Annotated in this window: 25 protein-coding genes; 8 read left to right on the forward strand and 17 right to left on the reverse strand. The window is 61.3% G+C overall.

Going from position 1 to position 24,213, the window contains the following annotated elements:
* Nucleotides 1-3: 3 nt before the first annotated feature.
* The gene (locus tag CAG25_RS00610; protein ID WP_085612005.1) at nt 4-2,313 is read right to left on the reverse strand and encodes a heavy metal translocating P-type ATPase; all 2,310 of its coding nucleotides are present in this window, start codon (nt 2,311-2,313) and stop codon (nt 4-6) included.
* 84 nt (nt 2,314-2,397) lie between these two features.
* Between CAG25_RS00610 and cadR the strand changes: the two genes are divergently transcribed.
* Entirely contained in the window at nt 2,398-2,847 is a 450-nt protein-coding gene (gene cadR, locus CAG25_RS00615; RefSeq protein WP_007953454.1) for a Cd(II)/Pb(II)-responsive transcriptional regulator, read from the forward strand.
* Nucleotides 2,848-3,003: 156 nt separating this feature from the next.
* Here cadR and CAG25_RS00620 read toward each other — a convergent pair whose 3' ends face one another.
* The 3 genes from CAG25_RS00620 to CAG25_RS00630 all read right to left on the reverse strand — a co-directional run bounded on the left by CAG25_RS00620 (nt 3,004) and on the right by CAG25_RS00630 (nt 5,720).
* The gene (locus CAG25_RS00620) at nt 3,004-3,975 is read right to left on the reverse strand and encodes a thymidylate synthase (RefSeq protein WP_064600185.1); all 972 of its coding nucleotides are present in this window, start codon (nt 3,973-3,975) and stop codon (nt 3,004-3,006) included.
* Nucleotides 3,976-4,025: 50 nt separating this feature from the next.
* The gene (gene lgt / locus CAG25_RS00625; RefSeq protein ID WP_039767887.1) at nt 4,026-4,841 is read right to left on the reverse strand and encodes a prolipoprotein diacylglyceryl transferase; all 816 of its coding nucleotides are present in this window, start codon (nt 4,839-4,841) and stop codon (nt 4,026-4,028) included.
* Nucleotides 4,842-4,937: 96 nt separating this feature from the next.
* Nucleotides 4,938-5,720 (reverse strand): sulfite exporter TauE/SafE family protein, encoded by a 783-nt coding sequence (locus CAG25_RS00630; RefSeq protein WP_085612006.1) that lies wholly within the window; start codon nt 5,718-5,720, stop codon nt 4,938-4,940.
* 131 nt (nt 5,721-5,851) lie between these two features.
* Here CAG25_RS00630 and CAG25_RS00635 point away from each other — a divergent pair, with 131 nt between their 5' ends.
* Nucleotides 5,852-6,598 carry an NRDE family protein gene (locus CAG25_RS00635; protein WP_085612007.1) on the forward strand — a complete coding sequence of 249 codons (747 nt, stop codon included), beginning with the start codon at nt 5,852-5,854 and terminating at the stop codon, nt 6,596-6,598.
* Between the two features lie 97 nt (nt 6,599-6,695).
* Here the strand turns inward: CAG25_RS00635 and ptsP are convergent, their stop codons facing one another.
* The gene (gene ptsP, locus CAG25_RS00640) at nt 6,696-8,975 is read right to left on the reverse strand and encodes a phosphoenolpyruvate--protein phosphotransferase (protein ID WP_064600191.1); all 2,280 of its coding nucleotides are present in this window, start codon (nt 8,973-8,975) and stop codon (nt 6,696-6,698) included.
* Nucleotides 8,976-8,997: 22 nt separating this feature from the next.
* Nucleotides 8,998-9,477: an RNA pyrophosphohydrolase gene (locus CAG25_RS00645; protein ID WP_003229203.1), complete on the reverse strand. Its 480-nt coding sequence runs from the start codon at nt 9,475-9,477 to the stop codon at nt 8,998-9,000.
* A gap of 143 nt (nt 9,478-9,620) precedes the next feature.
* Here CAG25_RS00645 and CAG25_RS00650 point away from each other — a divergent pair, with 143 nt between their 5' ends.
* Nucleotides 9,621-10,277 carry an HAD family phosphatase gene (locus tag CAG25_RS00650; protein ID WP_085612008.1) on the forward strand — a complete coding sequence of 219 codons (657 nt, stop codon included), beginning with the start codon at nt 9,621-9,623 and terminating at the stop codon, nt 10,275-10,277.
* Between the two features lie 117 nt (nt 10,278-10,394).
* Here CAG25_RS00650 and CAG25_RS00655 read toward each other — a convergent pair whose 3' ends face one another.
* Together CAG25_RS00655 and ilvA are read right to left on the reverse strand one after the other, a co-directional pair.
* Complete coding sequence (locus CAG25_RS00655) at nt 10,395-10,808, reverse strand: DUF2269 family protein (RefSeq protein WP_085612009.1); 414 nt, start codon at nt 10,806-10,808, stop codon at nt 10,395-10,397.
* 41 nt (nt 10,809-10,849) lie between these two features.
* Nucleotides 10,850-12,364: a threonine ammonia-lyase, biosynthetic gene (gene ilvA, locus CAG25_RS00660; RefSeq protein WP_011336426.1), complete on the reverse strand. Its 1,515-nt coding sequence runs from the start codon at nt 12,362-12,364 to the stop codon at nt 10,850-10,852.
* Nucleotides 12,365-12,510: 146 nt separating this feature from the next.
* Between ilvA and rpiA the strand changes: the two genes are divergently transcribed.
* Nucleotides 12,511-13,185 (forward strand): ribose-5-phosphate isomerase RpiA, encoded by a 675-nt coding sequence (rpiA, locus tag CAG25_RS00665; RefSeq protein ID WP_007953476.1) that lies wholly within the window; start codon nt 12,511-12,513, stop codon nt 13,183-13,185.
* Nucleotides 13,186-13,269: 84 nt separating this feature from the next.
* On the opposite strand, the gene CAG25_RS00670 is transcribed toward rpiA, so the two are convergent.
* The 4 genes from CAG25_RS00670 to CAG25_RS00685 all read right to left on the reverse strand — a co-directional run bounded on the left by CAG25_RS00670 (nt 13,270) and on the right by CAG25_RS00685 (nt 17,551).
* Nucleotides 13,270-14,187 carry an SdiA-regulated domain-containing protein gene (locus CAG25_RS00670; protein ID WP_085612010.1) on the reverse strand — a complete coding sequence of 306 codons (918 nt, stop codon included), beginning with the start codon at nt 14,185-14,187 and terminating at the stop codon, nt 13,270-13,272.
* Between the two features lie 117 nt (nt 14,188-14,304).
* On the reverse strand, nt 14,305-15,228 hold the full coding sequence (locus tag CAG25_RS00675; protein WP_011336428.1) for an SdiA-regulated domain-containing protein: 924 nt from the start codon (nt 15,226-15,228) through the stop codon (nt 14,305-14,307).
* Between the two features lie 222 nt (nt 15,229-15,450).
* Entirely contained in the window at nt 15,451-16,116 is a 666-nt protein-coding gene (locus CAG25_RS00680; protein ID WP_007953483.1) for a fumarylacetoacetate hydrolase family protein, read from the reverse strand.
* 40 nt (nt 16,117-16,156) lie between these two features.
* Nucleotides 16,157-17,551: an FAD-binding oxidoreductase gene (locus CAG25_RS00685; RefSeq protein ID WP_064600200.1), complete on the reverse strand. Its 1,395-nt coding sequence runs from the start codon at nt 17,549-17,551 to the stop codon at nt 16,157-16,159.
* 204 nt (nt 17,552-17,755) lie between these two features.
* Between CAG25_RS00685 and serA the strand changes: the two genes are divergently transcribed.
* Nucleotides 17,756-18,985, forward strand: a complete 1,230-nt coding sequence (serA, locus tag CAG25_RS00690) for a phosphoglycerate dehydrogenase (RefSeq protein WP_085612011.1) — start codon at nt 17,756-17,758, stop codon at nt 18,983-18,985.
* 60 nt (nt 18,986-19,045) lie between these two features.
* On the opposite strand, the gene CAG25_RS00695 is transcribed toward serA, so the two are convergent.
* Nucleotides 19,046-19,471 carry a DUF4399 domain-containing protein gene (locus tag CAG25_RS00695; protein WP_085612012.1) on the reverse strand — a complete coding sequence of 142 codons (426 nt, stop codon included), beginning with the start codon at nt 19,469-19,471 and terminating at the stop codon, nt 19,046-19,048.
* A gap of 132 nt (nt 19,472-19,603) precedes the next feature.
* Between CAG25_RS00695 and CAG25_RS00700 the strand changes: the two genes are divergently transcribed.
* Nucleotides 19,604-20,182: a transporter substrate-binding domain-containing protein gene (locus CAG25_RS00700; protein ID WP_085612013.1), complete on the forward strand. Its 579-nt coding sequence runs from the start codon at nt 19,604-19,606 to the stop codon at nt 20,180-20,182.
* An 11-nt stretch (nt 20,183-20,193) separates the two neighbouring features.
* On the opposite strand, the gene CAG25_RS00705 is transcribed toward CAG25_RS00700, so the two are convergent.
* Together CAG25_RS00705 and CAG25_RS00710 are read right to left on the reverse strand one after the other, a co-directional pair.
* The gene (locus CAG25_RS00705) at nt 20,194-20,679 is read right to left on the reverse strand and encodes a DUF523 domain-containing protein (RefSeq protein ID WP_085612014.1); all 486 of its coding nucleotides are present in this window, start codon (nt 20,677-20,679) and stop codon (nt 20,194-20,196) included.
* A gap of 1 nt (nt 20,680) precedes the next feature.
* A complete protein-coding gene (locus tag CAG25_RS00710; RefSeq protein ID WP_085612015.1) occupies nt 20,681-21,313 on the reverse strand; it encodes a 2OG-Fe(II) oxygenase in 633 nt (210 codons plus the stop codon).
* A gap of 108 nt (nt 21,314-21,421) precedes the next feature.
* On the opposite strand from CAG25_RS00710, the gene CAG25_RS00715 reads away from it, so the two are divergent.
* Nucleotides 21,422-22,174 carry a DUF2059 domain-containing protein gene (locus CAG25_RS00715; protein WP_085612016.1) on the forward strand — a complete coding sequence of 251 codons (753 nt, stop codon included), beginning with the start codon at nt 21,422-21,424 and terminating at the stop codon, nt 22,172-22,174.
* A 119-nt stretch (nt 22,175-22,293) separates the two neighbouring features.
* Here CAG25_RS00715 and CAG25_RS00720 read toward each other — a convergent pair whose 3' ends face one another.
* Nucleotides 22,294-23,247 (reverse strand): alpha/beta hydrolase, encoded by a 954-nt coding sequence (locus CAG25_RS00720; RefSeq protein ID WP_085612017.1) that lies wholly within the window; start codon nt 23,245-23,247, stop codon nt 22,294-22,296.
* A gap of 97 nt (nt 23,248-23,344) precedes the next feature.
* On the opposite strand from CAG25_RS00720, the gene CAG25_RS00725 reads away from it, so the two are divergent.
* A complete protein-coding gene (locus tag CAG25_RS00725) occupies nt 23,345-23,920 on the forward strand; it encodes a DUF6436 domain-containing protein (protein WP_085612018.1) in 576 nt (191 codons plus the stop codon).
* Nucleotides 23,921-23,986: 66 nt separating this feature from the next.
* Here CAG25_RS00725 and CAG25_RS00730 read toward each other — a convergent pair whose 3' ends face one another.
* Nucleotides 23,987-24,202, reverse strand: a complete 216-nt coding sequence (locus CAG25_RS00730; RefSeq protein ID WP_371857690.1) for a bacteriocin immunity protein — start codon at nt 24,200-24,202, stop codon at nt 23,987-23,989.
* Nucleotides 24,203-24,213 lie beyond the last annotated feature (11 nt).

Here is a 24,213-nt window from a genome sequence, read left to right on the forward strand (position 1 = left end):
CCTCTATTTGCGCAACAGGCGCAAACCGTTGAACACCACCAGCAGGCTCACGCCCATGTCGGCAAACACCGCCATCCACATGGTGGCGAGCCCGGCGAAGGTTACCCCAAGAAAGATCGCTTTGATCACCAGCGCCAGCGCGATGTTCTGTTTGAGGATAGCGGCGGTATGGCGCGACAGGCTGATGAACGCCGGAATCTTGCGCAGATCATCGTCCATCAGGGCGACATCGGCGGTTTCGATCGCCGTGTCGGTGCCTGCCGCCGCCATCGCAAAACCGATCTCCGCCCGCGCCAGTGCAGGCGCGTCGTTGATACCGTCGCCGACCATGCCGACCCGATGGCCCTGCGCGTACAGGTCTTCGATGGCTTGCAGTTTATCGGTGGGCAGCAAGTCGCCCTTGGCTTGACCGATCCCGACCTGCGCCGCAATCGCCTGGGCGGTGTGGACGTTGTCGCCGGTGAGCATCAGGGTTTTCACGCCCAGTTCGTGCAGTTGGCGGATCGCCTCGCGGCTGGTTTCCTTGACCGTATCCGCCACGGCGAACAGCGCCAGCGGGCCGGAGCGGTCGAGCAGCAGCACCACGGACTTGCCCTGTTTCTCCAGCGCGAACAGTTTTTCTTCCAGTTGCGGCGAGCACAGGCCCAGTTCTTCAACCAATCGGTGGTTGCCCAAGTGGTAGACCTGACCATTGACCTCGCCTTTTACCCCACGGCCGGCCAGCGCTTCGAAGTTATCCACAACCAGAACCGCCAAACCTCTATCCACAGCCGCATTGGCGATGGCCAGCGATACCGGGTGATCGGAGCGACCGGCCAGCGCGGCGGCGATCGCCGGGGCCGTGGCGTCGGCAGTCGGGTCGAGGGACAGGTAATCGGTCTGCACCGGTTTGCCGTGGGTGAGGGTGCCGGTCTTGTCGAGGGCCAGATAGTCGAGCTTGAAACCGCCCTCCAGGTACACGCCGCCCTTGACCAGAATGCCTTTGCGCGCCGCTGCGGCGAGGCCACTGACGATGGTCACCGGGGTGGAAATAACAAGCGCACACGGGCAAGCGACCACCAGCAGCACCAGCGCGCGGTAGATCCAGTCGAACCACGCGGCGCCCATGAACAGCGGCGGGATGATCGCCACGGCCAGGGCCAGGACGAAGACCACCGGTGTGTAGATTTTCGAGAATTGATCGACGAAGCGCTGGGTCGGCGCCCGCGCGCCTTGCGCCTGTTCCACGGCGTGGATGATCCGCGCCAGAGTGGAATTGTTGGCTGCGGCTGTCACTGCGTATTCCAGCGAACCGGCCTGGTTGATGGTGCCCGCAAAGACTTTGTCGCCGACGGTTTTCTCCACCGGCAGGCTTTCACCGGTGATCGGCGCCTGATCGATGGTCGAACTGCCACTCACGACTTCGCCGTCCAGCGCGATGCGCTCGCCGGGTTTCACCCGCACGCGGGCGCCGAGATCGATGCTTTTGACATCCAGTTCGACCCAGTTGCCGTCCGCCTGCAACACAGTGGCTTGCTCCGGCGTCATCTGCATCAGGCCGCTGATGGCGTTGCGCGCGCGATCCAGCGAGCGCGCTTCGATCAGCTCGGCCACGGTGAACAGGAACATCACCATCGCCGCTTCCGGCCATTGGCCGATCAACACGGCGCCAGTCACGGCGATGCTCATCAAGGCGTTGATGTTGAGGTTGCGGTTCTTCAGGGCGATCCAGCCCTTCTTGTAGGTGGTGAGGCCGCCGCTGAGGATGGAAATCAGCGCAATGATCGCCACCACCCAGGTCGGCGCGGCGCTGGTGAAGTGGATCACTTCGGCAGCCAGCGCACCGACGCCGGACAGCGCCAGTGGCCACCAGTGTTTTTTCACCGGCGCTGGCGTTGGCGCATCGACGCCCGCCTCCAGTGGCTCGGCCTGCATGCCCAAGGATTTGATCGCTTCGATTATTGGCGCGGTGTCCGGCAGATTGTGGGTCACGCCGAGCACGCGGTTGATCAGGTTGAATTCCAGCTGCTGGATCCCGGCCAGTTTGCCGAGCTTGTTCTGGATCAGGGTCTGTTCGGTCGGGCAGTCCATCGCCTCGATGCGGAAGCTGCTCAGCCGGGCGTCGGCGCTTTTTGCCTCGCTCAGTTGAACAAGCGAAGGTGCGGCGACTTTCGACGAACAGCACGAGTCTTCACTCGAATGAGCCGGCGCAGGCGTAACGGTTTTCGACCCGCAGCAGGAATCGCCGCCGTGGGCATGTTTCTGCACAGGCTGCAGTTTGTGACTGTGATCGTGCCCGTCGCCGGGCTTGTGGGTGTGCAGGGAATCGCTCATTGGTCGCGTCCATGAAGGTGCCTGTTGCCAAGTAAAGACCCTGTAGCCACTATAGGGTCAAGCACCCTTTTGGAGATTGCCGTCATGAAGATCGGAGAACTGGCGAAACAGACCGATTGCGCCGTGGAAACCATCCGCTACTACGAGCGTGAAAACCTGCTGCCGGAACCGGCCCGCAGCGACGGCAACTACCGCGTCTACACCCAGGCCCACGCCGAGCGCCTGACCTTCATCCGCAACTGCCGCACCCTCGACATGACCCTCGAAGAAATCCGCAGCCTGCTCGCCTTGCGCGACAGTCCGCAGGATCAGTGCGAAAGCGTGAATGCGCTGATCGACGAGCACATCCAGCACGTCAAGGCGCGGATCGATGGGTTACTGGCATTGCAGACGCAATTGCTCGACCTGCGCCAGCGCTGTGGCGAAGGGCCGGAGGCGGATCAGTGCGGGATCCTGCAGCGGCTGGAGGTGAGTGGCGGGGTTGTGGCGGCGGAGGTTGAGCATTCGCATGTGGGTCGCAGTCACGGCCATTAAGACTCACGCATAAGCAAATGTGGGAGCGGGCTTGTTCCGGGCGGCGATCCGACGAAGGCAGTATGTCAGTCGACATCATCGTTAACTGATACACCGCTTTCGTCGGATCGCCGCCCGGAACAAGTCCGCTCCCACAAGGGTTTTGCGTGAAGACTGTCAGACCGCCATCGGCGCGGTCATCGGCGCATGGTGCTCGTAGCCTTCCAGCGAGAAGTCGCTCGGTTCTACCAGCTCCAGCCACTCCGGCTGGTACACACCGGTCTTGGCAAACTCCGGCACGCGATCCGAAATCTTCAGTTTCGGCATAGCGAACGGCTCGCGCTTGAGCTGTTCGTTGAGCATGTCCAGGTGGTTTTCGTAGACGTGGGCGTCACCGATGAAATAGGTGAACCAGCGCGGCGTATAGCCGGTCAGGCGACCGATCAGGCTCAGCAGCGCGGCGCCTTCGGTGAGGTTGAACGGTGTGCCCAGGCCCAGGTCGTTGGAGCGGATGTAGAGGGTCAGGGAAATTTCCTTGGTCTCGACATTCGGGTGGAACTGGTACAGCAGATGGCACGGCGGCAAGGCCATTTCATCGAGCTGGGCGCAGTTCCAGCCGTGGAACAGGATGCGGCGGCTGCCCGGGTCCTTGATGATCGTGTCGACGCACTGGCGCACCTGATCGATGGCCTTGTACAGCACCACGTAGGCCTGGCCGTCTTCTTCACCCTGGGCAATCTGCTTGTAGCCGTTGCTCAGGGTCTGTTCGATGGCGGCGGCGTTGCTCAGCGGTATCTGCTTGTACGCCGGCCATTTGCGCCATTGCACGCCGTAGATTTCGCCGAGGTCGTCTTCGCCCTGGCGGAACGGGTTGGCCAGCCACTGAGCGTTTTCGTTGGCGTTCTGATCCCAGACCTTGCAGCCCAGCGCACGGAATTCCGCAGCGTTGTTCACGCCACGCAGAAAGCCGCACATCTCGCCGATGGCCGATTTGAAGGCCATCTTGCGGGTGGTGATCGCCGGGAAACCTTCCTGCAGATCGAAGCGCAGCATGGCGCCCGGAAAGCTGATGGTGTTCACGCCGGTACGGTTGGCCTGTTTGGTGCCGTTGTTGATGACGTGCGACACCAGATCGAGATATTGCTTCATGAGTTACCTGTGTCCTTGAGCCCCGGCAGACATCGCCGGGGTTCGAATATTTAAGCTGTCGGTGCAACCGGCGCCGCCGGGGCGCGGTGGTAGGCCAGCCAGATCAGGAACAGCCCGCCGATGATCATCGGTACGCAGAGCACCTGACCCATGGTCAGCCAGTTCCAGGCCAGATAGCCCAGTTGCGCGTCCGGCACGCGGACGAATTCGACGATGAAACGGAAGATGCCATAGAACAGTGCGAACATGCCCGAGACCGCCATGGTTGGTCGCGGTTTACGCGAGAACAGCCAGAGGATCAGGAACAGCGCCACGCCTTCCAGTGCGAACTGATACAGCTGCGACGGGTGACGCGGCAGTTGCGCCGGGTCGCTGAACGGCGGGAACACCATGGCCCACGGCACGTCGGTGGCCTTGCCCCACAGCTCGGCGTTGATGAAGTTGCCGATACGCCCGGCGCCCAGACCGATCGGCACCATCGGCGCGACGAAGTCCATCAGCTGGAAGAACGACTTGCCGTTACGCTTGCCGAACCACAACGCGGCCAGCATCACGCCGATGAAACCGCCGTGGAACGACATGCCGCCCTTCCACACTTCGAAAATCAGCGTCGGGTTGGCCAGGTAAGCGCTCAGGTCATAGAACAGCACATAACCCAGGCGCCCGCCGACAATCACCCCCATCGACAGCCAGAACACCAGGTCGGACAGCTTTTCCTTGGTCCAGGTCGGGTCGAAACGGTTGAGCCGGCGCGATGCCAGCAGCCACGCGCCGCCGATGCCGACCAGGTACATCAGGCCGTACCAGTGGATTTTCAGCGGACCGATGGCCAAAGCCACCGGATCGATCTGCGGGTAAGGCAGCATTGCGACTCCTCGTTAGCGTTCAAATCTTCAAAAATTCCCGGGCGACGCTGTCACCTCAGGATTAAGCCAGGATTGCGACCTGCCAAAACACACGGCTCAGAACAGAAAGCTCAGGCCCACGCAAAACAGCAAAGCCGCGAACAGCCGTTTCAGCAACTTCGGCGACAACCTGTGCGCCAGCCGCGCGCCGAGACGGGCGAACACCATGCTGGTCAGGGCAATGCCCAGCAGCGCCGGCAAATACACAAAACCGAGACTATGGGCCGGCAGCAACGGATCATGCCAGCCCAGAATCATGAAACTTATGGCACTGGCGACGGCGATCGGCAGGCCACAGGCCGACGAGGTCGCCACCGCCTGCTGCATCGGCACGCTGCGCCAGGTCAGGAACGGCACGGTCAGCGAGCCACCGCCAATCCCGAAAATCGCCGATGCCCAGCCGATCACACTGCCGGCCACGGTCAGACCGAGTTTGCCCGGCACCGTTCGGCTGGCCTTGGGTTTGACGTCCAGCGCCAGCTGCGCGGCGATTATCAGGGCGAACACACCGATGATCTTTTGCAGGTTCGGGCCGGAGATCGCTTCGGCGGTCAATGCACCGAAACCGGCGCCGAGCAGAATGCCCACGGTCATCCAGCGGAAGATCGGCCAGCGCACCGCACCGCGCCGGTGATGCTCACGCACGGCGTTGACCGAGGTGAAGATGATCGTCGCCAGGGACGTGCCGACCGCCAGATGGGTCAGGATCGACGGATCGAAGCCCTGCAAGGTGAAACTGAACACCAGCACCGGGACGATGATGATCCCGCCGCCCACCCCGAACAGCCCGGCCAGTACGCCCGCACAGGCGCCCAGCGCCAGATAGAGCAGAAATTCCATGGCTGCCTCCCAAGGCGCGTCCCCAAAACCGGAGCGGCATGGTAACGGATGGATACCCTTCGGCTCCACTGGCGATGGATGCACGGACGATGTCTGCGTAGAGTGGGCAAAAAACACACAAGGACCACCTTATGTGCCTGATCGTTTTCGCCTGGCGGCCGGGGCATGCCCAGCCGCTGATCGTCGCGGCCAACCGTGACGAGTTCTACGCCCGGCCCAGCCTGCCGCTGGCCCAGTGGCCCGAGTCGCCGCAGGTTCACGCCGGTCGCGATCTCGAGGCTGGGGGAACCTGGCTCGGCCTGGGCGCCAACGGTCGCTTCGCAGCGCTGACCAACATTCGCGATCCGCATCAGCCGCCGGCGCGACGTTCTCGGGGCGAGCTGGTGGCGGGGTTTCTGACCGGAAACCTGTCGATCGATGACTATTTGTCCGACGTTGTCGCCCGTTCGCCGGACTATGCCGGCTTCAACCTGCTGCTGGGCAATGCCAACGAGCTGTGGCACTTCAATGCGCGGTCTTCGGAACCGGTGATGTTGCAGCCCGGCGTCTATGGTCTGTCCAACGCCGGGCTGGATACGCCGTGGCCGAAACTGCTCAAGGCGAAGGCGGCATTGAGTGCGGTGCTGGATGATCCGCAGCCCGAGCGGTTGTTGGCTTTATTGAGTGATGCGCAAACGGCACCGTTTGCTGATCTACCGGATACCGGTGTGGGATTGGCGACCGAGTCGTTGTTGTCGAGTGTGTTTATTGCCAGCCAGAGCTACGGGACACGCGCAAGTACGGCGTTGATCGTGCAGGCGGACGGGACGCGGCGGATGGTGGAGCGCAGTTTCGGGCCGTATGGCGGGCGCCTGGGGGAAGTGGAGATTCTGATTTAGTGGCGCCCGAACTGACGCCATCGCGAGCAGACTCGCTCCCACACTGGAATGCATTTCCTTGTAGGAGCGAGCCTGCTCGCGATAGGCGCGACTCGGTCTAGAGAGGTTTGACCGCCGCCGGATTGACCATCTTCGCCAACCCGAGGTTCTTCAGCGCCAGTTGCAGCGAGCTGTGGATCACCTGCGGGTTGTCGATGGTCATCAGTTCCGCCAGCAGATCCTTGGCCTTGCTCAGGTTGATCTGGCGCAGCATCCACTTCACCTTCGGCAGGTTGGTGGCGTTCATCGACAGGCTGTCGAAACCCATTGCCATCAACAGCACCGCCGCCGCCGGATCACCGGCCATCTCGCCGCAGATGCTCACCGGTTTGCCTTCGGCATGGGCGTCGCGCACCACGGTTTGCAGGGCTTGCAGCACCGCCGGGTGCAGGTAGTCGTAGAGATCGGCCACCCGCGGGTTGTTGCGGTCCACCGCCAGCAGGTATTGGGTCAGGTCGTTGGAGCCGACCGACAGGAAGTCCACCATCCGCGCCAGCTCTTTGGTCTGGTAAACCGCCGCAGGAATTTCGATCATCACGCCCACCGGCGGCATCGGCACGTCGGTGCCTTCGTCGCGCACTTCACCCCACGCCCGGTGGATCAGGTGCAGCGCCTCTTCGAGCTCGTGGATGCCGGAGATCATCGGCAGCAGGATCCGCAGGTTGTTCAGGCCTTCGCTGGCCTTGAGCATCGCGCGGGTCTGCACCAGGAAGATTTCCGGGTGGTCGAGGGTGACGCGGATCCCGCGCCAGCCGAGGAACGGGTTGTCTTCCTTGATCGGGAAGTACGACAGCGACTTGTCGCCGCCGATGTCCAGGCTGCGCATGGTCACCGGTTGCGGATGGAACGCGGCAAGCTGCTCGCGGTAGATCGCCAGTTGTTCCTTCTCGCTCGGGAAGCGCTGGTTGATCATGAACGGCACTTCGGTGCGGTACAGACCGACACCTTCGGCGCCGCGCTTCTGCGCTCGCGCCACGTCCGCCAGCAGGCCGGTGTTGACCCACAGTGGCATGCGGTGACCGTCCAGGGTCACACACGGCAGGTCGCGCAGGGTATCGAGCCCCAGCGCCAGTTGCTTCTCTTCCTCCACCACCTCGGTGAACTGCTTGCGCAGCACTTCGCTGGGGTTGGTGTAGACCTCGCCCCGTGTGCCGTCGACGATCATTTCGATGCCGTCGACCTTGGCGTACGGCAGATCGACCAGACCCATTACTGTCGGGATGCCCATGGCCCGGGCAAGGATCGCGACGTGGGAGTTGCCCGAACCGAGTACCGACACCAGACCGACCAGTGTGCCTTCCGGCACCTCGCCGAGCATCGCCGGCGTCAGTTCTTCGCTGACCAGAATGGTTTTTTCCGGGTAGACCAGATTCTGCTGACGCTCCTCCTGCAAATAGGCGAGCAGCCGGCGGCCGAGGTCCTTGACGTCCGACGCCCGCTCCCGCAGGTACTCGTCGTCCATCAGATCGAAACGGTTGACGTGGTCGGTCACGACCTGGCGCAGCGCGCCTTGGGCCCATTGACCGGTCTTGATCACGTTGGTGATTTCGCTGCCCAGCGAGGCATCGTCGAGCATCATCAGGTAGACGTCGAACAGCGCGCGCTCTTCCGGCCGCAGCTGGGTCGCCAGTTTGGCCGACAACGCACGCATGTCGGCGCGCACGCCTTCGATGGCGGTCTTGAACAGCGCCAGTTCAGCGTCGATGTCGGTGATGGTCTTGTCCGGCACCACGTCCAGATCCGCCGGTGGCAGCATGACCACCGCGGTACCGACCGCCGCGCCCGGCGAACCCGGCACGCCGACGAACTTGGCTTCCTGGATGCCCTTGCCCTGACGGCCTAGGCCACGGATCGAGCCGGTGGCCTCGGCGTGGGCGATTACGCCCGCGAGCTGCGCGCTCATGGTCACGAGGAAGGCTTCTTCACCCTCATCGAACTGGCGGCGTTCTTTCTGCTGGATGACCAACACGCCGACGACGCGGCGGTGGTGAATGATCGGCGCCCCGAGGAACGAGGCGTAGCGCTCCTCGCCGGTCTCGGCGAAGTAGCGGTAGCGCGGGTGATCCGCGGCGTTTTCGAGGTTCAGGGGTTCTTCACGCGTGCCGACCAGGCCGACCAGACCTTCGTTGGGTGCCATGCTGACCTTGCCGATCGAGCGCTTGTTCAAGCCCTCGGTGGCCATCAGCACGAAGCGGTTGGTCTCTGGATCAAGCAGGTAGACCGAGCAGACCTGGCTGCCCATGGCCTCTTTGACGCGCAACACAATAATCCCCAACGCCGCCTTGAGATCCTTGGCGGAGTTAACTTCCTGGACGATCTTGCGCAGCGTATTGAGCATGGCTCGGGGTCGAACTCCGTCGTCAGTCGCGCGCTAAAAGGCGCGGGGCAAGCTCTTTGAGAGCGCGGCGATACACTTCGCGCTTGAATGTCACCACCTGGCCCAACGGATACCAATAACTGACCCAGCGCCAGCCATCGAACTCCGGTTTACCGGTCAAATCCATCCGCACCCGCTGCTCGTTGGAGATCAGGCGCAGGAGAAACCATTTCTGTTTCTGGCCGATGCACAGCGGTTGGCTGTGGGTTCGCACCAGACGTTGCGGCAAACGATAGCGCAACCAGCCCCGGGTACAGGCGAGAATTTCAACATCTTCGCGTTCCAGGCCAACTTCTTCGTTCAGCTCGCGGTACAAGGCGTCTTCGGGCGTCTCCTCGGGGTTGATTCCCCCTTGCGGAAACTGCCAGGCATCCTGATTGATACGGCGAGCCCATAGCACCTGGCCGGCGTCATTCGTCAGAATGATCCCGACATTAGGGCGGAAACCATCGGGGTCGATCACGGCAACAACCTCGCAAACGCATGTCGCCGCATTGTTCCACAAAGGTTGTGAAGGCGGCAACGAAGGTTCCGAGCTTATGTGCACTCTTGTGAAAAGACCGTATTCTTGTGGCCTTTTTACTGACTTTTCAGCGGGTAACTGCAATGCGCCTGGCTTTATTCGATTTGGACAACACCCTTCTGGGCGGCGACAGCGATCACGCCTGGGGCGATTATCTGTGCGAACGCGGCTTCCTCGACCCGATCGCCTACAAGGCGCGCAACGACGAGTTCTATCAGGATTACCTGGCCGGCAAACTGGATAACGCCGCTTACCTGAACTTCTGCCTGGAAATCCTCGGCCGCACCGAGATGGCCGTGCTTGAGCAGTGGCACAGCGATTACATGCGCGACTGCATCGAGCCGATCGTCCTGCCCAAGGCGCTCGATCTGCTGAAAAAGCACCGCGATGCCGGCGACAAACTGGTGATCATCACCGCCACCAACCGCTTCGTCACCGCGCCGATCGCCGTGCGCCTGGGCGTCGAAACCCTGATCGCCACCGAGTGCGAGATGCAGGACGGTCGCTACACCGGACGCAGCACCGACGTGCCGTGCTTCCGCGAAGGCAAGGTGACGCGCCTGAACCGCTGGCTGGAAGAAACCGGATATTCGCTGGAAGGCAGCTACTTCTACAGCGACTCGATGAACGACTTGCCGCTGCTGGAGCAGGTGGCGAATCCGGTGGCAGTCGACCCGGATCCGAACCTGCGGGCCGAAGCCGAGAAGCGCGGCTGGCCCGTCATCAGTCTGCGCGGCTGATATCGCATCGCAGGCAAGTCGAATCGTCGCACCGCAGCTCCCACAAGGGATTTGTGAACGCATCAGATCAATGTGGGAGCGAGCCTGCTCGCGAACGGGTCGACACGGTGCCAAGCCTCAAACCGGCTTGGCCCCCATCAACGCCGCAATGGCCAGAAATCCGACGCCGCTGACAACCGCCAGCGCCAGATTGAATTTCCGGTTGCCGACCCCGCTTGTCCACAGCCGATTAAGCCGAACAAGCAGCCAGACCGCACTAAAAGTGGCCACGGCATAGATCACGCTGGACCCCAGAATCCAGAACTGCCCCAGTGGCCAGCCAACCAGGTGCACCAGCCACCAGCCGGTGAAAGGCATGCTGAGCACGCCGATCAGCATCAAGCACCAGACGAACAACCAGGGTCGCTGCATCGTGCTGGCCGGCCCTTCGCTGCGATTACGCCAGGAAGCAGCGGCGAGCCCGAGCCCGCTCGCCAGGATTACCACGGTCGCCGCGACATGAAGGACTTTCAGGGTGGTCAGGGTTTCCATGTATTTATCTTTCCTTGGGCCATACCCATCAGCGTAGCCGTTCAGCCAAGAAACAGCTGATAGGCCGGATTGTCGCTTTCGTCCCAGTACGGGTAGCCGATTTCCTCAAGGGCTGCGGGCACCAGATGACGTTCGTCGTGGGGCACTTGCAGGCCCGCCACTACTCGTCCGTCTGCTGCGCCGTGGTTGCGGTAGTGGAACATCGAGATGTTCCAGCGACCGCCGAGCTTGTTGAGGAAGTTGAACAGCGCGCCCGGACGCTCCGGGAACTCGAAGCGCAGCACCACTTCATCGACCACGTGCGCGGCGCGACCGCCGACCATGTGGCGGATGTGCAGTTTGGCCAGTTCGTTGTCGGTCAGGTCGAGCACCGGGAAACCCTGCTCGGTCAGGCTCGCCAGCAGTGCACTGCGCGGGTCGTTGTCCGGGTGGGTCTGCACGCCAACGAAGATGTGCGCTTCGCTGCCATTGTTATAGCGGTAGTTGAATTCGGTGATCTGGCGCTTGCCGATGGCCTCGCAGAAGGCCTTGAAGCTGCCGGCCTTCTCCGGGATGGTCACGGCGATGATCGCTTCGCGGCCTTCACCCAGTTCGGCGCGCTCGGCGACGTGGCGCAAGCGGTCGAAGTTGACGTTGGCCCCGGAGTCGATGGCGACGAAGGTCTGGCCGCTGACGCCGCGCTGCTCGACATACTTCTTGATCCCGGCCACGCCCAGGGCGCCGGCCGGTTCGGTGATCGAACGGGTGTCGTCGTAGATGTCCTTGATCGCCGCGCAAATCTCGTCGGTGCTGACGGTGATCACCTCGTCGACGTAATCCTTGCAGATATCGAAGGTGTGCTGGCCGATCTGCGCCACCGCCACGCCGTCGGCGAAGATGCCTACAGTCGGCAGCACCACGCGTTCGCCTGCCGCCATCGCCGCTTGCAGGCAGTTGGAGTCGTCGGGCTCGACGCCGATGACCTTGATGTCCGGACGCAGGTATTTCACGTAGGCCGCGATGCCGGCGATCAGACCGCCGCCGCCCACCGGAACGAAAATCGCATCCAGCGGCTGCGGGTGCTGGCGCAGAATTTCCATCGCCACGGTGCCCTGCCCGGCAATGGTGTGCGGATCGTCGTACGGGTGGATGTAGACGTAGCCTTTTTCGTCGACCAGCTTCAGCGAGTAGGCCAGCGCTTCCGGGAAGGAATCGCCGTGCAGCACCACTTTGCCACCGCGCGAGCGCACGCCTTCGACCTTGATCTCCGGGGTGGTCTTGGGCATCACGATGGTCGCTTTCACGCCCAACACTTTCGCCGCCAGGGCCAGGCCCTGTGCATGGTTGCCCGCCGACGCGGTGACCACGCCGCGAGCGCGCTCTTCGTCGCTCAACTGGGTCAGCTTGTTGTAGGCACCGCGAATCTTGAACGAGAACACCGGCTGCAAGTCTTCGCGCTTGAGCCAGATGTCGTTGCCCAGCCGCTCGGAGAGCTGGCGGGCGTTCTGCAGCGGGGTTTCTACGGCAACGTCATAAACGCGCGAGGTGAGGATCTTCTTGACGTACTGTTCGAGCATCGGAAAGCATCACTGGCGGTTGGGCGGGACCAGCGAGTCTAACCCGGCTTTTGGGCGCACGACCACACGAATCCCGAGGTTTTAGCCCGGCTTGAGGCTATAATGCCGGCCTTTCCGTTCTTACCTTGCCCGCTTCCGGAGCCCGCATGACCCAGGATCAACTCAAACAGGCCGTGGCCCAGGCCGCCGTCGACTTCATCCTTCCGAAACTCGACGACAAGAGCATCGTCGGTGTCGGCACCGGCTCCACCGCCAACTGCTTCATCGACGCCCTGGCCCAGCACAAGGGCGCGTTCGATGGCGCGGTCGCGAGCTCCGAAGCCACCGCCGCGCGCCTCAAGGGCCACGGGATTCCGGTGTACGAGCTGAACACCGTGAGCAACCTGGAGTTCTACGTCGACGGCGCCGATGAAAGCGACGAACACCTGAACCTGATCAAGGGCGGCGGCGCAGCCCTGACCCGCGAGAAGATCGTCGCGGCCGTGGCCCAGACCTTCATCTGCATCGCCGACGCCAGCAAACTGGTGCCGGTGCTGGGCGCGTTCCCGCTGCCGGTGGAAGTGATCCCGATGGCCCGCAGCCACGTGGCCCGCCAACTGGTAAAACTGGGCGGCGACCCGGTCTACCGCGAAGGCGTGCTGACCGACAACGGCAACATCATCCTCGACGTGCACAACCTGCAGATCACCAATCCGGTGGAGCTGGAAGCGCAGATCAACGCGATCGTCGGCGTGGTCACCAACGGCCTGTTCGCGGCGCGTCCGGCGGATTTGTTGTTGCTGGGTACTTCCGAAGGTGTGAAAACACTGAAGGCTGAGTAAGCCGAAACTGCCCGTATTTTGGTGGGCAGATGAAAAAACTGTGGGAGCCAGTTTGCTAGCTCCCACATTGTTAGATGGTGCTGGTTAGTTCTGCGCAGGCTTCCTGAAGACATAAAACAGGTTCGGTTCGCTCACCAGATACAACGTCCCGTCGTCGTCCATCGCGATACCTTCCGCCTGCGGCACGGTTTTCTTCAGGCCCTGCCGGCCACCGCTCAACGACATGGTGCTCAACGGGCGCCCGTCCACATCCAGTTCAAGAATCAGCCGTGACTCGTCGGACAGCGCCAGTAAATGACCGCTGCGCTCGTCGTATTGCAGGCTCGACAGATCGCGCACGAACATCCCGGCATCGCGCTTGGGATTGTTGATCACGTGTACCGCGTAGGACTTTTCCGGATTGAAGTGCGGAAAACCGTGCACTTCATAGATCAGCATCGGGTCCCGCTCCTTGGCCACGAACAGGCGCTTGCCCACCGAGTCGTACGCCAGGCCTTCAAACCCCTTGTTGCCGCTCATGTGCACACCGAGGGTCATTTGCTCGGCGTCCGCCGCATCAAGGAACGTGGTGTCGTGCTCCAGATGGATCTTGATCAGGCGCTGCTGGCGCTCGTCGGTGATCACATAGGTGTCGGCGCTGATGAACTCCACCGCCTCCGGATCGCCGAAGCCGATCAAGGCAACACGGCGCAGGATCGTGCCGTCCAGCGACAGCTCGATCAGTTCGGCATTCTTGTTGGTCACGGTGAACAGGCTCTTGCGCACCGGATCGTAGGTCAGCGCGGACACGTCGTCGTTCAGCCCATCGATGACTTTCGCTTCAATCTCTGCCCGATATTGATCCAGCCCGATGGACTGGCTGCTCATCGGCTGCCAGAGCGTATGCAGGTTGAACCAGGCACGCTCGAACAGGCGCATGTATTGGCCGATCGCAATCAATGCGATCAGGGCAATCATCGACAGGATGATGAACAGAGGCTTGGGACGGGCAAGTCGACGCATTCGGGCAGGCTCGGAGTCAAAACAGGCGGATGAAATATCACGCCTGTCTGAACTGAAGCTTAATGGCCACTTGCCTCAGGCCACAACTCCACAGATCTGCAATCGCTGTAGGAGAGATTACTTCTGCTTTTCGAAGCGGTAGAACAGGTTCGGCTCGCTGACCATGTACAGCGAGCCCGCCTCGTCCATGGTCACGCCCTCGGCGCGGGGAATGGTTTTCTTCAAACCGTTGAAACCGCCAAGCAGGGTCATGAAGCTGACTTGTTCGCCCTTCTCGTCCAACTCCAGCAACAGGTGCGAATCAGCGGACAGAACGAGGGTATGACCGGTGCGAGGATCGATCGCCAGGGCCGACAGGTTACGAATATCGAGTTCGTCGCTGTCGAGTTTCTGCTTGTCGCCCTTGAGCGTCTGGCTGCCGTCACTTTTCCAGGTGAACAGCGCAGGCGGACGCTCTTCGCCCAGCAGCAGTTGCTGGTTGCGGGCGTCCCAGGTGATGGCTTCGAAGGCCTTGTTCTGGTCCTTCGACGGGCCCAGGTCGTATTTAGGGAAATCGTCACGCTTCAGTTCGCGAGTCTGGGCATCGACCTTGACGATGGAGAGCAGGTGCTCGCGCTCATCGACAATCGCCATCAAGCCGTTTTCCATCACCGTCAGGCCTTCCGGATTGCTCCAGCCCACCAGGGGCATCTTGCGCAACACGTCGCCCTGCAGGGTCAGCTCGACCAGAAACGGATTCTTGCCCATCACCGAAAACAGGGTTTTGGTCTGGGGGTTATAGGACAGGTCCGAAGCTTCGTCCTTTTCCATCCCCGGCAGCAGCTTGGCGTCGATGACCACCCGGTAGTCCGGGAGCCAGACGCTTTCCTGTTTCTCGGACGTGCTTTCGAAGCGTTCCAGCACCCACAACAGGCCACGGTCATCCCAATGCATGGCAAACGCCAGCCCGTACGCAGCGGCGGCTGCCAGCAATAGCCAGGAATACCAGCGCAGGGCGAAGCGTGAACGGCGGGCGGGTTTGAGCTGAGTTTGAGATGACATCAAAGGACGCGTTCCGAAAATTCAGGCTACGGGTAATAGCACAAAGAGGCCGGCTCAGACGCCAGAATGACCGGAATTATCCGGACAGAATGTGAAAAAAACGGCAAATGGCCGGAATGCCCTGCGTCTTTGCAGGCCGCATCACAAAACGAAAACGGGAGATTGCAGACTGAGGGCTGAGCTCAAACCTGCCATCTCCCGCTCGGCAACGCGATGTACGGATCAGCGAACGCTGCTGGTGAAACGACTGGCGCCCGGCAGTTCCAGCACGATCTCATCGCCAACGTTCAGCGGGCCGACGCCCACTGGCGTGCCGGTCAGGATCACGTCACCGGCCTGCAGCGAGAAGCAGCCGGCCATGTGCTGGATCATCGGCACGATCGGGTTGAGCATGGCGCTGCTGTTACCGTCCTGGCGCACTTCGCCATTGATGGTCAGGCGAATGCCGATGTCGGTCAGGTCGGCGAAAGTGCTGCCGACCACGAACGGTGCAATCACCGCCGCGCCGTCGAACGACTTGGCGATTTCCCACGGCAGGCCCTTGGATTTGAGCTCGGCCTGCTTGTCGCGCAGGGTCAGGTCCAGCGCCGGGGCGAAACCGGAGATCGCGTCCAGCACTTCTTCACGGCTCGGTTTGGTCGACAGCGGTTTGCCGATCAACACGGCGATTTCCGCCTCGTAATGCACCGAGCCACGCTCGGTCGGAATGCTGAAACCGCCTTCCAGCGGCACCACGCAACTGCCCGGCTTGATGAACAGCAACGGCTCGGTAGGCACCGGGTTGTCCAGTTCCTTGGCGTGTTCGGCGTAGTTACGGCCGATGCACACCACTTTCCCCAGCGGAAAATGAATCCGCGTACCGTCGACATACTGGTGCTGATAGCTCATTACCGACTCCTGCCTTCATTGATTCATCAGGGATTGCCAATCAAACCGCGAAAATCTTGCCCGGGTTCATGATGCCGTTAGGGTCGAACACCGCCTTGACCGCTTTCATGTATTCGATTTCCACCGGCGAGCGGCTGTAGGTCAAGTAATCGCGCTTGGTCATGCCCACCCCGTGTTCGGCAGAAATCGAACCGTTGTACTTCTCGACGGTTTCGAACACCCACTTGTTGACGGTGGCGCACTTGGCGAAAAACTCGTCCTTGCTCAGGTTGTCCGGTTTGAGGATGTTCAGGTGCAGGTTGCCGTCGCCGATGTGACCGAACCAGACGATTTCGAAATCCGGATAGTGTTCGCCGACGATCGCGTCGATTTCCTGCAGGAACGCCGGGACTTTCGAGACGGTGACCGAGATGTCGTTCTTGTACGGGGTCCAGTGGGAGATGGTTTCGGAGATGTACTCGCGCAGCTTCCACAGGTTCTGCAACTGGGTTTCGCTTTGGCTCATCACGCCGTCCAGCACCCAGCCCTGCTCCACGCAATGCTCGAATGTTTCCAGGGCGGTGTTGGCCACTTCTTCGGTGGTCGCCTCGAATTCCAGCAACGCATAGAACGGGCAAGCGGTTTCGAACGGCGCCGGGACATCGCCACGGCCCATGACCTTGGCCAGGGCCTTGTCAGAGAAGAATTCGAACGCGGTCAGGTCGAGCCGGCCCTGGAAGGCGTGCAGCACCGGCATAATCGAATCGAAATCGGTGGTGCCGAGGACCATCGCGGTCAGGTTTTTCGGCGAACGATCCAGGCGCATGGTGGCCTCGACCACAAAACCGAGAGTACCTTCGGCGCCGATGAACAGCTGCCGCAGGTCATAACCGGTGGCGTTCTTGATCAGATCCTTGTTCAGCTCCAGCACATCGCCCTTGCCGGTCACGACTTTCATGCCCGCCACCCAGTTGCGGGTCATGCCGTAGCGAATAACCTTGATCCCGCCGGCATTGGTGCCGATATTGCCGCCAATCTGGCTGGAACCGGCCGACGCGAAGTCCACCGGGTAGTACAAATCATGTTCTTCCGCGGCGTTCTGCAATTGCTCGGTGACCACGCCCGGCTGACAGACGGCGGTGCGGTCGGTCAGGTTGATGTCGAGAATCTGATTCATGTAGTCGAACGACACGACCACTTCGCCATTGGCCGCCACGGCTGCGGCGGAGAGCCCCGTGCGCCCGCCCGACGGCACCAGCGCCACTTTGTGTTCGTTGGCCCAGCGGACGACGGCCTGCACCTGCTCGATGGTCTTGGGAAACACGATGGCGCTGGGCGCCGGGGCGAAGTGTTTGGTCCAGTCCTTGCCGTAAGCGTTCAAGGAGTCGGCATCGGTCAGGACTTTGCCAGGCTCGACCAGGGTCTTCAGTTCATCAATCAGGGCAGGATTGGTCATCGACGGAACTCTCGAACAATTCATGGTCATCCTGAGAACGCTTCACGTCGCAGGAATGAGTGTTTAGCGGGGTGGCTATGCTAGCATACCGACCCCGCAGGCCAGTGCCCAAGGCCGGTTCTGCGGTGACGGCTTTCTTGTCGTCCAGGTCAATGTCTGTTGACCATTTCCTGCCATTTTTCTCCGGGATACAGGTTTACGCAGATGAGCAAGACTTCTCTCGATAAGAGCAAGATCAAGTTCCTTCTTCTCGAAGGCGTCCACCAATCGGCTGTCGACGTCCTCAAGGCGGCGGGCTACACCAGCATCGAATACCTGACAGGCTCCCTGCCGGAAGCCCAGCTCAAGGAAAAGATCGCTGACGCTCACTTCATCGGCATTCGTTCGCGCACCCAACTGACCGAAGAGATCTTCGATCACGCGAAGAAACTGGTCGCGGTCGGCTGTTTCTGCATCGGCACCAACCAGGTTGACCTGGAAGCGGCCCGCGAGCGCGGCATCGCCGTGTTCAACGCGCCGTACTCCAACACCCGCTCCGTTGCCGAGCTGGTGCTGGCCGAAGCGATCCTGCTGCTGCGCGGCATCCCTGAGAAAAACGCGTCCTGCCACCGTGGCGGCTGGATCAAGTCCGCAGCCAACTCCTTCGAGATCCGTGGCAAGAAACTGGGCATCGTCGGCTACGGCTCGATCGGTACTCAGCTGTCGGTCCTGGCTGAAGGTCTGGGCATGCAGGTGTTCTTCTACGACACCGTGACCAAGCTGCCACTGGGCAACGCGACCCAGGTCGGCAACCTGCACGAGCTGCTGGGCATGTCCGACATCGTCACCCTGCACGTTCCGGAAACCGCTGCGACCCAGTGGATGATCGGCGAGAAGGAAATCCGCGCCATCAAGAAGGGCGGCATCCTGATCAACGCTGCACGCGGCACCGTGGTCGAGCTGGATCACCTGGCCGCTGCGATCAAGGACAAGCACCTGATCGGCGCCGCCATCGACGTGTTCCCGGTCGAGCCGCGTTCCAACGACGAAGAGTTCGAAAGCCCGCTGCGTGGCCTGGACAACGTGATCCTGACCCCGCACATCGGCGGTTCCACCGCTGAAGCACAGGCCAACATCGGTCTGGAAGTGGCAGAAAAACTGGTCAAGTACAGCGACAACGGTACTTCGGTATCGTCCGTGAACTTCCCGGAAGTGGCCCTGCCGGCTCACCCTGGCAAGCACCGCCTGCTGCACATCCACGAGAACATTCCGGGTGTGATGAGCGAGATCAACAAAGTCTTCGCCGAAAACGGCATCAACATCTCCGGTCAGTTCCTGCAGACCAACGAGAAGGTCGGCTACGTGGTGATCGACGTCGACGCCGAGTACTCGGACCTGGCGCAAGAGAAGCTGCAGCACATCAACGGCACCATCCGTAGCCGTGTGTTGTTCTGATCGCACGCTGAGCGACAAAAAAGGGAGCCTTCGGGCTCCCTTTTCATGCACGCCGAAAATTTATTCGACGTTGACGGTGATTTTCTTCGAAACGATCGGTGGATCGAATGGCATATGGCCGCTGTCACCCAGCTCCAGCTGCAGAGTGTGTTTGCCCGGGGCCAGTTTGATCGTGGCTTCGGTCTGCGCCTTGCCAAAGTGCATGTGGTTCGCATCGTTCGGAATCGGCGCGCCGGCGGCCGGCAGTTTGTCGACGTCGATCAGCAAGTGATGGTGACCGGTGTTCTTGGTGACGTCACCGGCCGGGGCCAGCGCGACGTCCTTGGTACCAAACTTGACCTTGAACTCTTGGGAAACCTTCGCCCCGTCTTCGGGAGAAACGATGAACACTTCGGCACCCTTTGGAGCCGGGGTAGCCGCACTGGCCAGTACCGAAACACCCATCAGCACACCGGCCAACGCTGCACGTGACATAAAGCTTTTCATTTTCTTCTCCAGTTTTTCCGTAAAATCCGCACGGTCATGACAACTTCATGACCATTCGTTGTCGAAGGCACTCGACAACCATAGCAAAGCGAGCCTGGAAAACAGGCCGATATCGATTTCAAAGGAGTGACCATGCGTTTTCTGCCTGGCCTGATCTGCCTGCTTCCCCTTCTGAGCCCTCTGGCTCACGCCGAACTGATTGATGACGTCTACGACCGTGGCGAGTTGCGCATAGCCCTTGAGGCTAATACACCGCCCTTCAATTTCAAGGACGGCGACACGCTCACGGGGTTCGAGGTCGAGCTTGGGCAACTGCTGGCCAACGAGCTGGATGTGCGCGCCGACTTCATCGTCACCGACGAAGCCGACCTGCTCCAGGGCGTCGAAAGCGGCAAGTACGACGTCGCGCTCAACCACATAGCACTGACCCCGGAACTCAAGGATCGTTTCGACGTGAGCGAGCCTTACACGCAGGTCAATGCGCAGTTGGTGGCGAAAAAGGACGAGCAACCTCGGCCGTTGGTGCTGGTGCAGACGTTGACTGAGGAAAAGCCGAAGGTTGGGCCGCCAGTAGATCTGGCGATTCCGTTTCAGAAGGGCAACCCGGCGTTTCACGCGAGTCTGGAGAATGCCTTGCAGCGGATCAGGGCGGATGGGCGGCTGGAGGCGTTGTCGAAAAAATGGTTGAGCGTGCAGGCTACGGAAAACTGAAGTGAACGTGACTAGTCGAGCAAGCTGAGGGCCTGTGCGGCTTGCGGCAGTTCGAGTTCGCTGAAGACCTGCACCCCATGGCGCTTCAGCAACGCAGCGGTCACCCCCTCGCCACTCACCTTCACCCCACTGAACGTCCCGTCATAGGTCAACAGATTCCCGCACGAAGGACTGTTGGCCTTGAGCACCGCTACCCGAATCCCGTGCTGTTGCACCAGCGCCAGCGCCTGCCGCGCGCCATCCAGAAACTGCGCACTGACGTCTTCGCCCTCGGTAGTGATCACCGAAGCGAGTCCGTCCAGCACTTCGCGGCCCTGCCCGCCCGGAATCTCCGCCGCCGCGCGTGGCGTCGGCAAACCACCGGCGACTTCCGGGCACAGCGGCACTACGCGCCCTTCGGCAATCCACTGTTCCAGCAAATCGAACGGCCCGCTGGCCCCGCCGTCATAACGCACGCGATGGCCCAGCAGGCAGCGACTCACAAGAATCCTGTGCATCTCAGAACGGCTCGTTGCCACGGCGGCGGAACCAGCCTGTCAGCGACAGCCGCTCGCGGCTGGCTGGCAATACTTCGTGAGGGACTTCGCCGGAGAGAAACACCACCAGACAACCGCCCGTAGGCTGCACGTCATGAACGCGATCATGCTCCAGGTACATACGCAGTTGCCCGCCATCCTCCGGCAGCCAGCCGTCATTGAGGTAGATCACCGCCGAGACCATGCGCCGGTCATCGTCGCGGAAACGGTCGACATGCTTGCGATAGAAAGCACCCGGCGGGTACAGGGCGAAGTGGCACTCGAAGTCTTCAAGCCCGAGGAACAGGCCCCGGTTGAGCGCTTCACGCAAGCTGTCCATCAGGTTCAGGTAACGGTCACTGGCCTCGGCCTGACCGGGGTCGATCCATTGGATATGGTCGCCACGAATCCCCTCGCGGATCTCCGAAAACGGGCCACGTCCGACCCCCGCCGGCGCCAGTTCACCTTCGGCGTCACGTTTGCGGCACTCGGCCGCCAGTGCGCGGGTCAAATCCGCAGGCAGGAAAATGTTCTGCTGCGACCAGCCGCGCTCGGCCAGGTCGTCGACGATACGTAACAGCAGCGGGTGATCAGAGGATATTTGCATGGCGCGCATAGTATGCCTGCGGCAAGAAATCCGACAGAGCCACGCGGCGGCTTGATACGAATTCTCGACAAGTACTGGCACCGCACGGAGAATAGTCGGCTGCCGACAGGAGTCCTTATGCGCCGTTTGCTTTTTTCACTGTTGATGTTCTGCGTTTTGCCCGCCTGGGCGGACGGCCACGACCAGTTGTACAAGGTCGCCGGCTGGCCAGAACAACGCGCGCATTTCAACGACGCCCTGAGTGCCGCGCAGCAGCGTTACCAGAACAGCCTGCCGCCGGCGGTGTTTCAGGCGCTGGTGAACAACAGCAACCAGCGCTTCGCCCCCCAGGCCGTGGATCAACGCGCCGAAGCGCAACTGCGCAAGAACCTCGCCGATCCGAAACCGGCCCTCTCGTTCTTTCAGTCACCGCTGGGCAAGAAGATCGTCGCCGCCGAACTGCTGGCGACCCGCCGCGATCAATTGGCAAAGAACGCCAAGGGCCTGCCGAAGATGCCGGCCAGCGACAGCCGCCTGCTGATCATCGGCCACCTCGCCCAGGCCCTGCCCGCCCGTGAAGCCGGTGCCGAAGTCAGCCTGGCGATTGCCGGCGTGGCGGCGGACAGCCTGAGCTCGATGATCCCCGGCCTGCTCGGCGGCGGTCAGGCCCAGGGCATGTTGAACGGTCAACGCCAGCGCCTGATGGATCAGATCGGCGCCGACCTGAACAACACGCTGCTCTACGTCTATCGCGACCTGTCGGATGAAGAGCTGGAAGAGTTCGCGACCTTTGCCGAATCCACCGAAGGCAAGGCTTACTATCAGGCCGCGCTGGCCGCGATCCGCGCCGGGCTGGCCGTCGGCCAGAGCACCTCGAATCTCACCCAGTGATCTTTACGACCTGACAGACCGCCTTCGCGAGCAAGCCCGCTCCCACATTCGACCGAGTTGATGCTGGATGAGTACGGTTAAATGTGGGAGCGGGCTTGCTCGCGAAGGGGCCCTCAGGATCACGAGTGATTCCGCCCATTGATCCGCTTGCGCAAGAACTCGAAATACTCCTCGCGCATTTCCGCCGTCTCATTGGCCAGGTGATGCCGCGCCTCGGCCAGCAACAGAATCTGTGGCCGGTCGAACTTCCACTTCAACACCTGCAGGTTGTGCTGCCAGTCCACGGTCATGTCCGCCTGGCCCTGAACGATCAGCGGCCGGCGCGGACTTTTCTTCGCGTATTCAACCCGGTTGATCCAGCGTGACAACGCCCCGACCCATGCGGTCGGCAAGCGTTTTGGCTGCAACGGATCGGCCTGCAGAAACGGCAGGAAATCCGGGTCATTGGAGTTCTCGCTGAAACGCCGGGCGATACCCCTGACAAAAGGCCTGAGCAGGTAATAACTGAACTGCGACCAGCCCCAGGCACGCGGACGCACCAGCGGCGCCAGCAGAATCAACTGCCCCTGCGCCGGGCTGTTTTCACCATGATTGAGCACGTGATCGACAATGATCGCCCCGCCGGTGCTTTGCCCGCACAGGTGCCAAGGCTGCGGCAGAGCCATCGAGCGCGCCTCGGCGAACAGGCCTTGCAGCGCATCCTGATATTCCGAGAAGTCACGGATGCTCGCCCGCTCGCCGCTGGACAGACCATGCCCCGGCAGATCACAGGCAATCACGGCGAAGCCCTGATCCAGTGCCCACTCGATCACATGCCGGTAAAGACCCGTGTGATCATAAAAACCGTGCACCAGAAACAGCGTGGCCCTGGCCGTTTCCGCCGGCCACCAGCAATGGCTGACCAGTTGATAGCCATCGATGTCGAACCGGCCCATGCCACGCCAGACATCACGCTCGGGGAAGTCTGTCTTGTAGAACCGCTGATACGCCTTCGCCTCCTCGGACAACGACTGCCACTCGGCCAGAGGCTTGAGGCTCGCACGCAGATGATCGGGATCGAAAGCAACAGACATGGGCAATTCCAGAACGGTAAACGGACTTTATCGGCCTGCGATATTCATCTGTCGCGGCAAGCATGGCAAGCTAGCCGGCCTTCGAGGAATCAAAACCATGCGTTCGCCCTACCGCACCGCACTGTTTGCCAGCCTGCTCGCCATCGTGTGTGCCGGCGTGCTGTGGGCCGCATACGACTGGTTTCAGGGCCGCTACCTGCGGGCGTTCAGCGAACACACTGCGGTATTTTCCGGTGACCCGCTGCGCTTGCCCGACGACCTCGCCGGCCCCGGCAATATCCGTCTGGTGCACTTCTGGGATCCCGCCTGCCCATGCAACGTCGGCAACCAACAGCACCTGACCGAGATGGTCGAACAGTTCGGCCCCAGGGGCGTGGAATTCTTTGCCGTGCAGAAGGCCGGCAGCCACGGCCAGTTGCCCGCCACCCTGAGCAATCTTAAAACCATCGCGGTGCTGCCCGGCTCCGAACAGATTCCCGCGAGCCCGGCCGTGGCGATCTGGGACCGCAGCGGCAGACTGGCGTACTTCGGCCCGTACAGCGAAGGCCTGACGTGCAACTCCAGCAACAGTTTTATCGAACCGATCCTGCAAGCGTTGAGTGATGATCGCCCGGTCAATGCGACTCATACGTTGGCGGTTGGTTGCTACTGCCCGTGGGTTAGTGGGGAGTGAACGGTTCGGGCAGACAATAGAAACTGCATCAACCAAAGACGCCGGAGACATATTGAGAGTTGAAAACTAAACCGTCTTGAATCCGGGCTTGTTATTAGCAGCGCGCCATTCTTTAACCTCCTTTACAATCCCTTCAGGACTGTCATCCCTATCATCTCTGGGGTAGTAGATCAGATCCGATCCGTCCGGATGCTCTGTTAACCGCCTGAATTCCAATACCAGCTTTACATCTTCCTCCTCTGTTCGAGCACTAGCATCACAAATTGAAATTACAAAATTCAAAACTCCGCTTC

The organism is Pseudomonas sp. B16(2017) (assembly GCF_002113205.1).
Taxonomy (GTDB): Bacteria; Pseudomonadota; Gammaproteobacteria; order Pseudomonadales; family Pseudomonadaceae; genus Aquipseudomonas; species Aquipseudomonas pharyngis.

Bases quoted from the DNA above. Each gene is read 5' to 3' on its own strand.
- CAG25_RS00610 (WP_085612005.1), bottom strand. From the start codon at position 2,313: ATGAGCGATTCCCTGCACACCCACAAGCCCGGCGACGGGCACGATCAC.
- cadR (WP_007953454.1), top strand. From the start codon at position 2,398: ATGAAGATCGGAGAACTGGCGAAACAGACCGATTGCGCCGTGGAAACC.
- CAG25_RS00620 (WP_064600185.1), bottom strand. From the start codon at position 3,975: ATGAAGCAATATCTCGATCTGGTGTCGCACGTCATCAACAACGGCACC.
- lgt (WP_039767887.1), bottom strand. From the start codon at position 4,841: ATGCTGCCTTACCCGCAGATCGATCCGGTGGCTTTGGCCATCGGTCCG.
- CAG25_RS00630 (WP_085612006.1), bottom strand. From the start codon at position 5,720: ATGGAATTTCTGCTCTATCTGGCGCTGGGCGCCTGTGCGGGCGTACTG.
- CAG25_RS00635 (WP_085612007.1), top strand. From the start codon at position 5,852: ATGTGCCTGATCGTTTTCGCCTGGCGGCCGGGGCATGCCCAGCCGCTG.
- ptsP (WP_064600191.1), bottom strand. From the start codon at position 8,975: ATGCTCAATACGCTGCGCAAGATCGTCCAGGAAGTTAACTCCGCCAAG.
- CAG25_RS00650 (WP_085612008.1), top strand. From the start codon at position 9,621: ATGCGCCTGGCTTTATTCGATTTGGACAACACCCTTCTGGGCGGCGAC.
- CAG25_RS00655 (WP_085612009.1), bottom strand. From the start codon at position 10,808: ATGGAAACCCTGACCACCCTGAAAGTCCTTCATGTCGCGGCGACCGTG.
- ilvA (WP_011336426.1), bottom strand. From the start codon at position 12,364: ATGCTCGAACAGTACGTCAAGAAGATCCTCACCTCGCGCGTTTATGAC.
- rpiA (WP_007953476.1), top strand. From the start codon at position 12,511: ATGACCCAGGATCAACTCAAACAGGCCGTGGCCCAGGCCGCCGTCGAC.
- CAG25_RS00670 (WP_085612010.1), bottom strand. From the start codon at position 14,187: ATGCGTCGACTTGCCCGTCCCAAGCCTCTGTTCATCATCCTGTCGATG.
- CAG25_RS00675 (WP_011336428.1), bottom strand. From the start codon at position 15,228: ATGTCATCTCAAACTCAGCTCAAACCCGCCCGCCGTTCACGCTTCGCC.
- CAG25_RS00680 (WP_007953483.1), bottom strand. From the start codon at position 16,116: ATGAGCTATCAGCACCAGTATGTCGACGGTACGCGGATTCATTTTCCG.
- CAG25_RS00685 (WP_064600200.1), bottom strand. From the start codon at position 17,551: ATGACCAATCCTGCCCTGATTGATGAACTGAAGACCCTGGTCGAGCCT.
- serA (WP_085612011.1), top strand. From the start codon at position 17,756: ATGAGCAAGACTTCTCTCGATAAGAGCAAGATCAAGTTCCTTCTTCTC.
- CAG25_RS00695 (WP_085612012.1), bottom strand. From the start codon at position 19,471: ATGAAAAGCTTTATGTCACGTGCAGCGTTGGCCGGTGTGCTGATGGGT.
- CAG25_RS00700 (WP_085612013.1), top strand. From the start codon at position 19,604: ATGCGTTTTCTGCCTGGCCTGATCTGCCTGCTTCCCCTTCTGAGCCCT.
- CAG25_RS00705 (WP_085612014.1), bottom strand. From the start codon at position 20,679: ATGCACAGGATTCTTGTGAGTCGCTGCCTGCTGGGCCATCGCGTGCGT.
- CAG25_RS00710 (WP_085612015.1), bottom strand. From the start codon at position 21,313: ATGCGCGCCATGCAAATATCCTCTGATCACCCGCTGCTGTTACGTATC.
- CAG25_RS00715 (WP_085612016.1), top strand. From the start codon at position 21,422: ATGCGCCGTTTGCTTTTTTCACTGTTGATGTTCTGCGTTTTGCCCGCC.
- CAG25_RS00720 (WP_085612017.1), bottom strand. From the start codon at position 23,247: ATGTCTGTTGCTTTCGATCCCGATCATCTGCGTGCGAGCCTCAAGCCT.
- CAG25_RS00725 (WP_085612018.1), top strand. From the start codon at position 23,345: ATGCGTTCGCCCTACCGCACCGCACTGTTTGCCAGCCTGCTCGCCATC.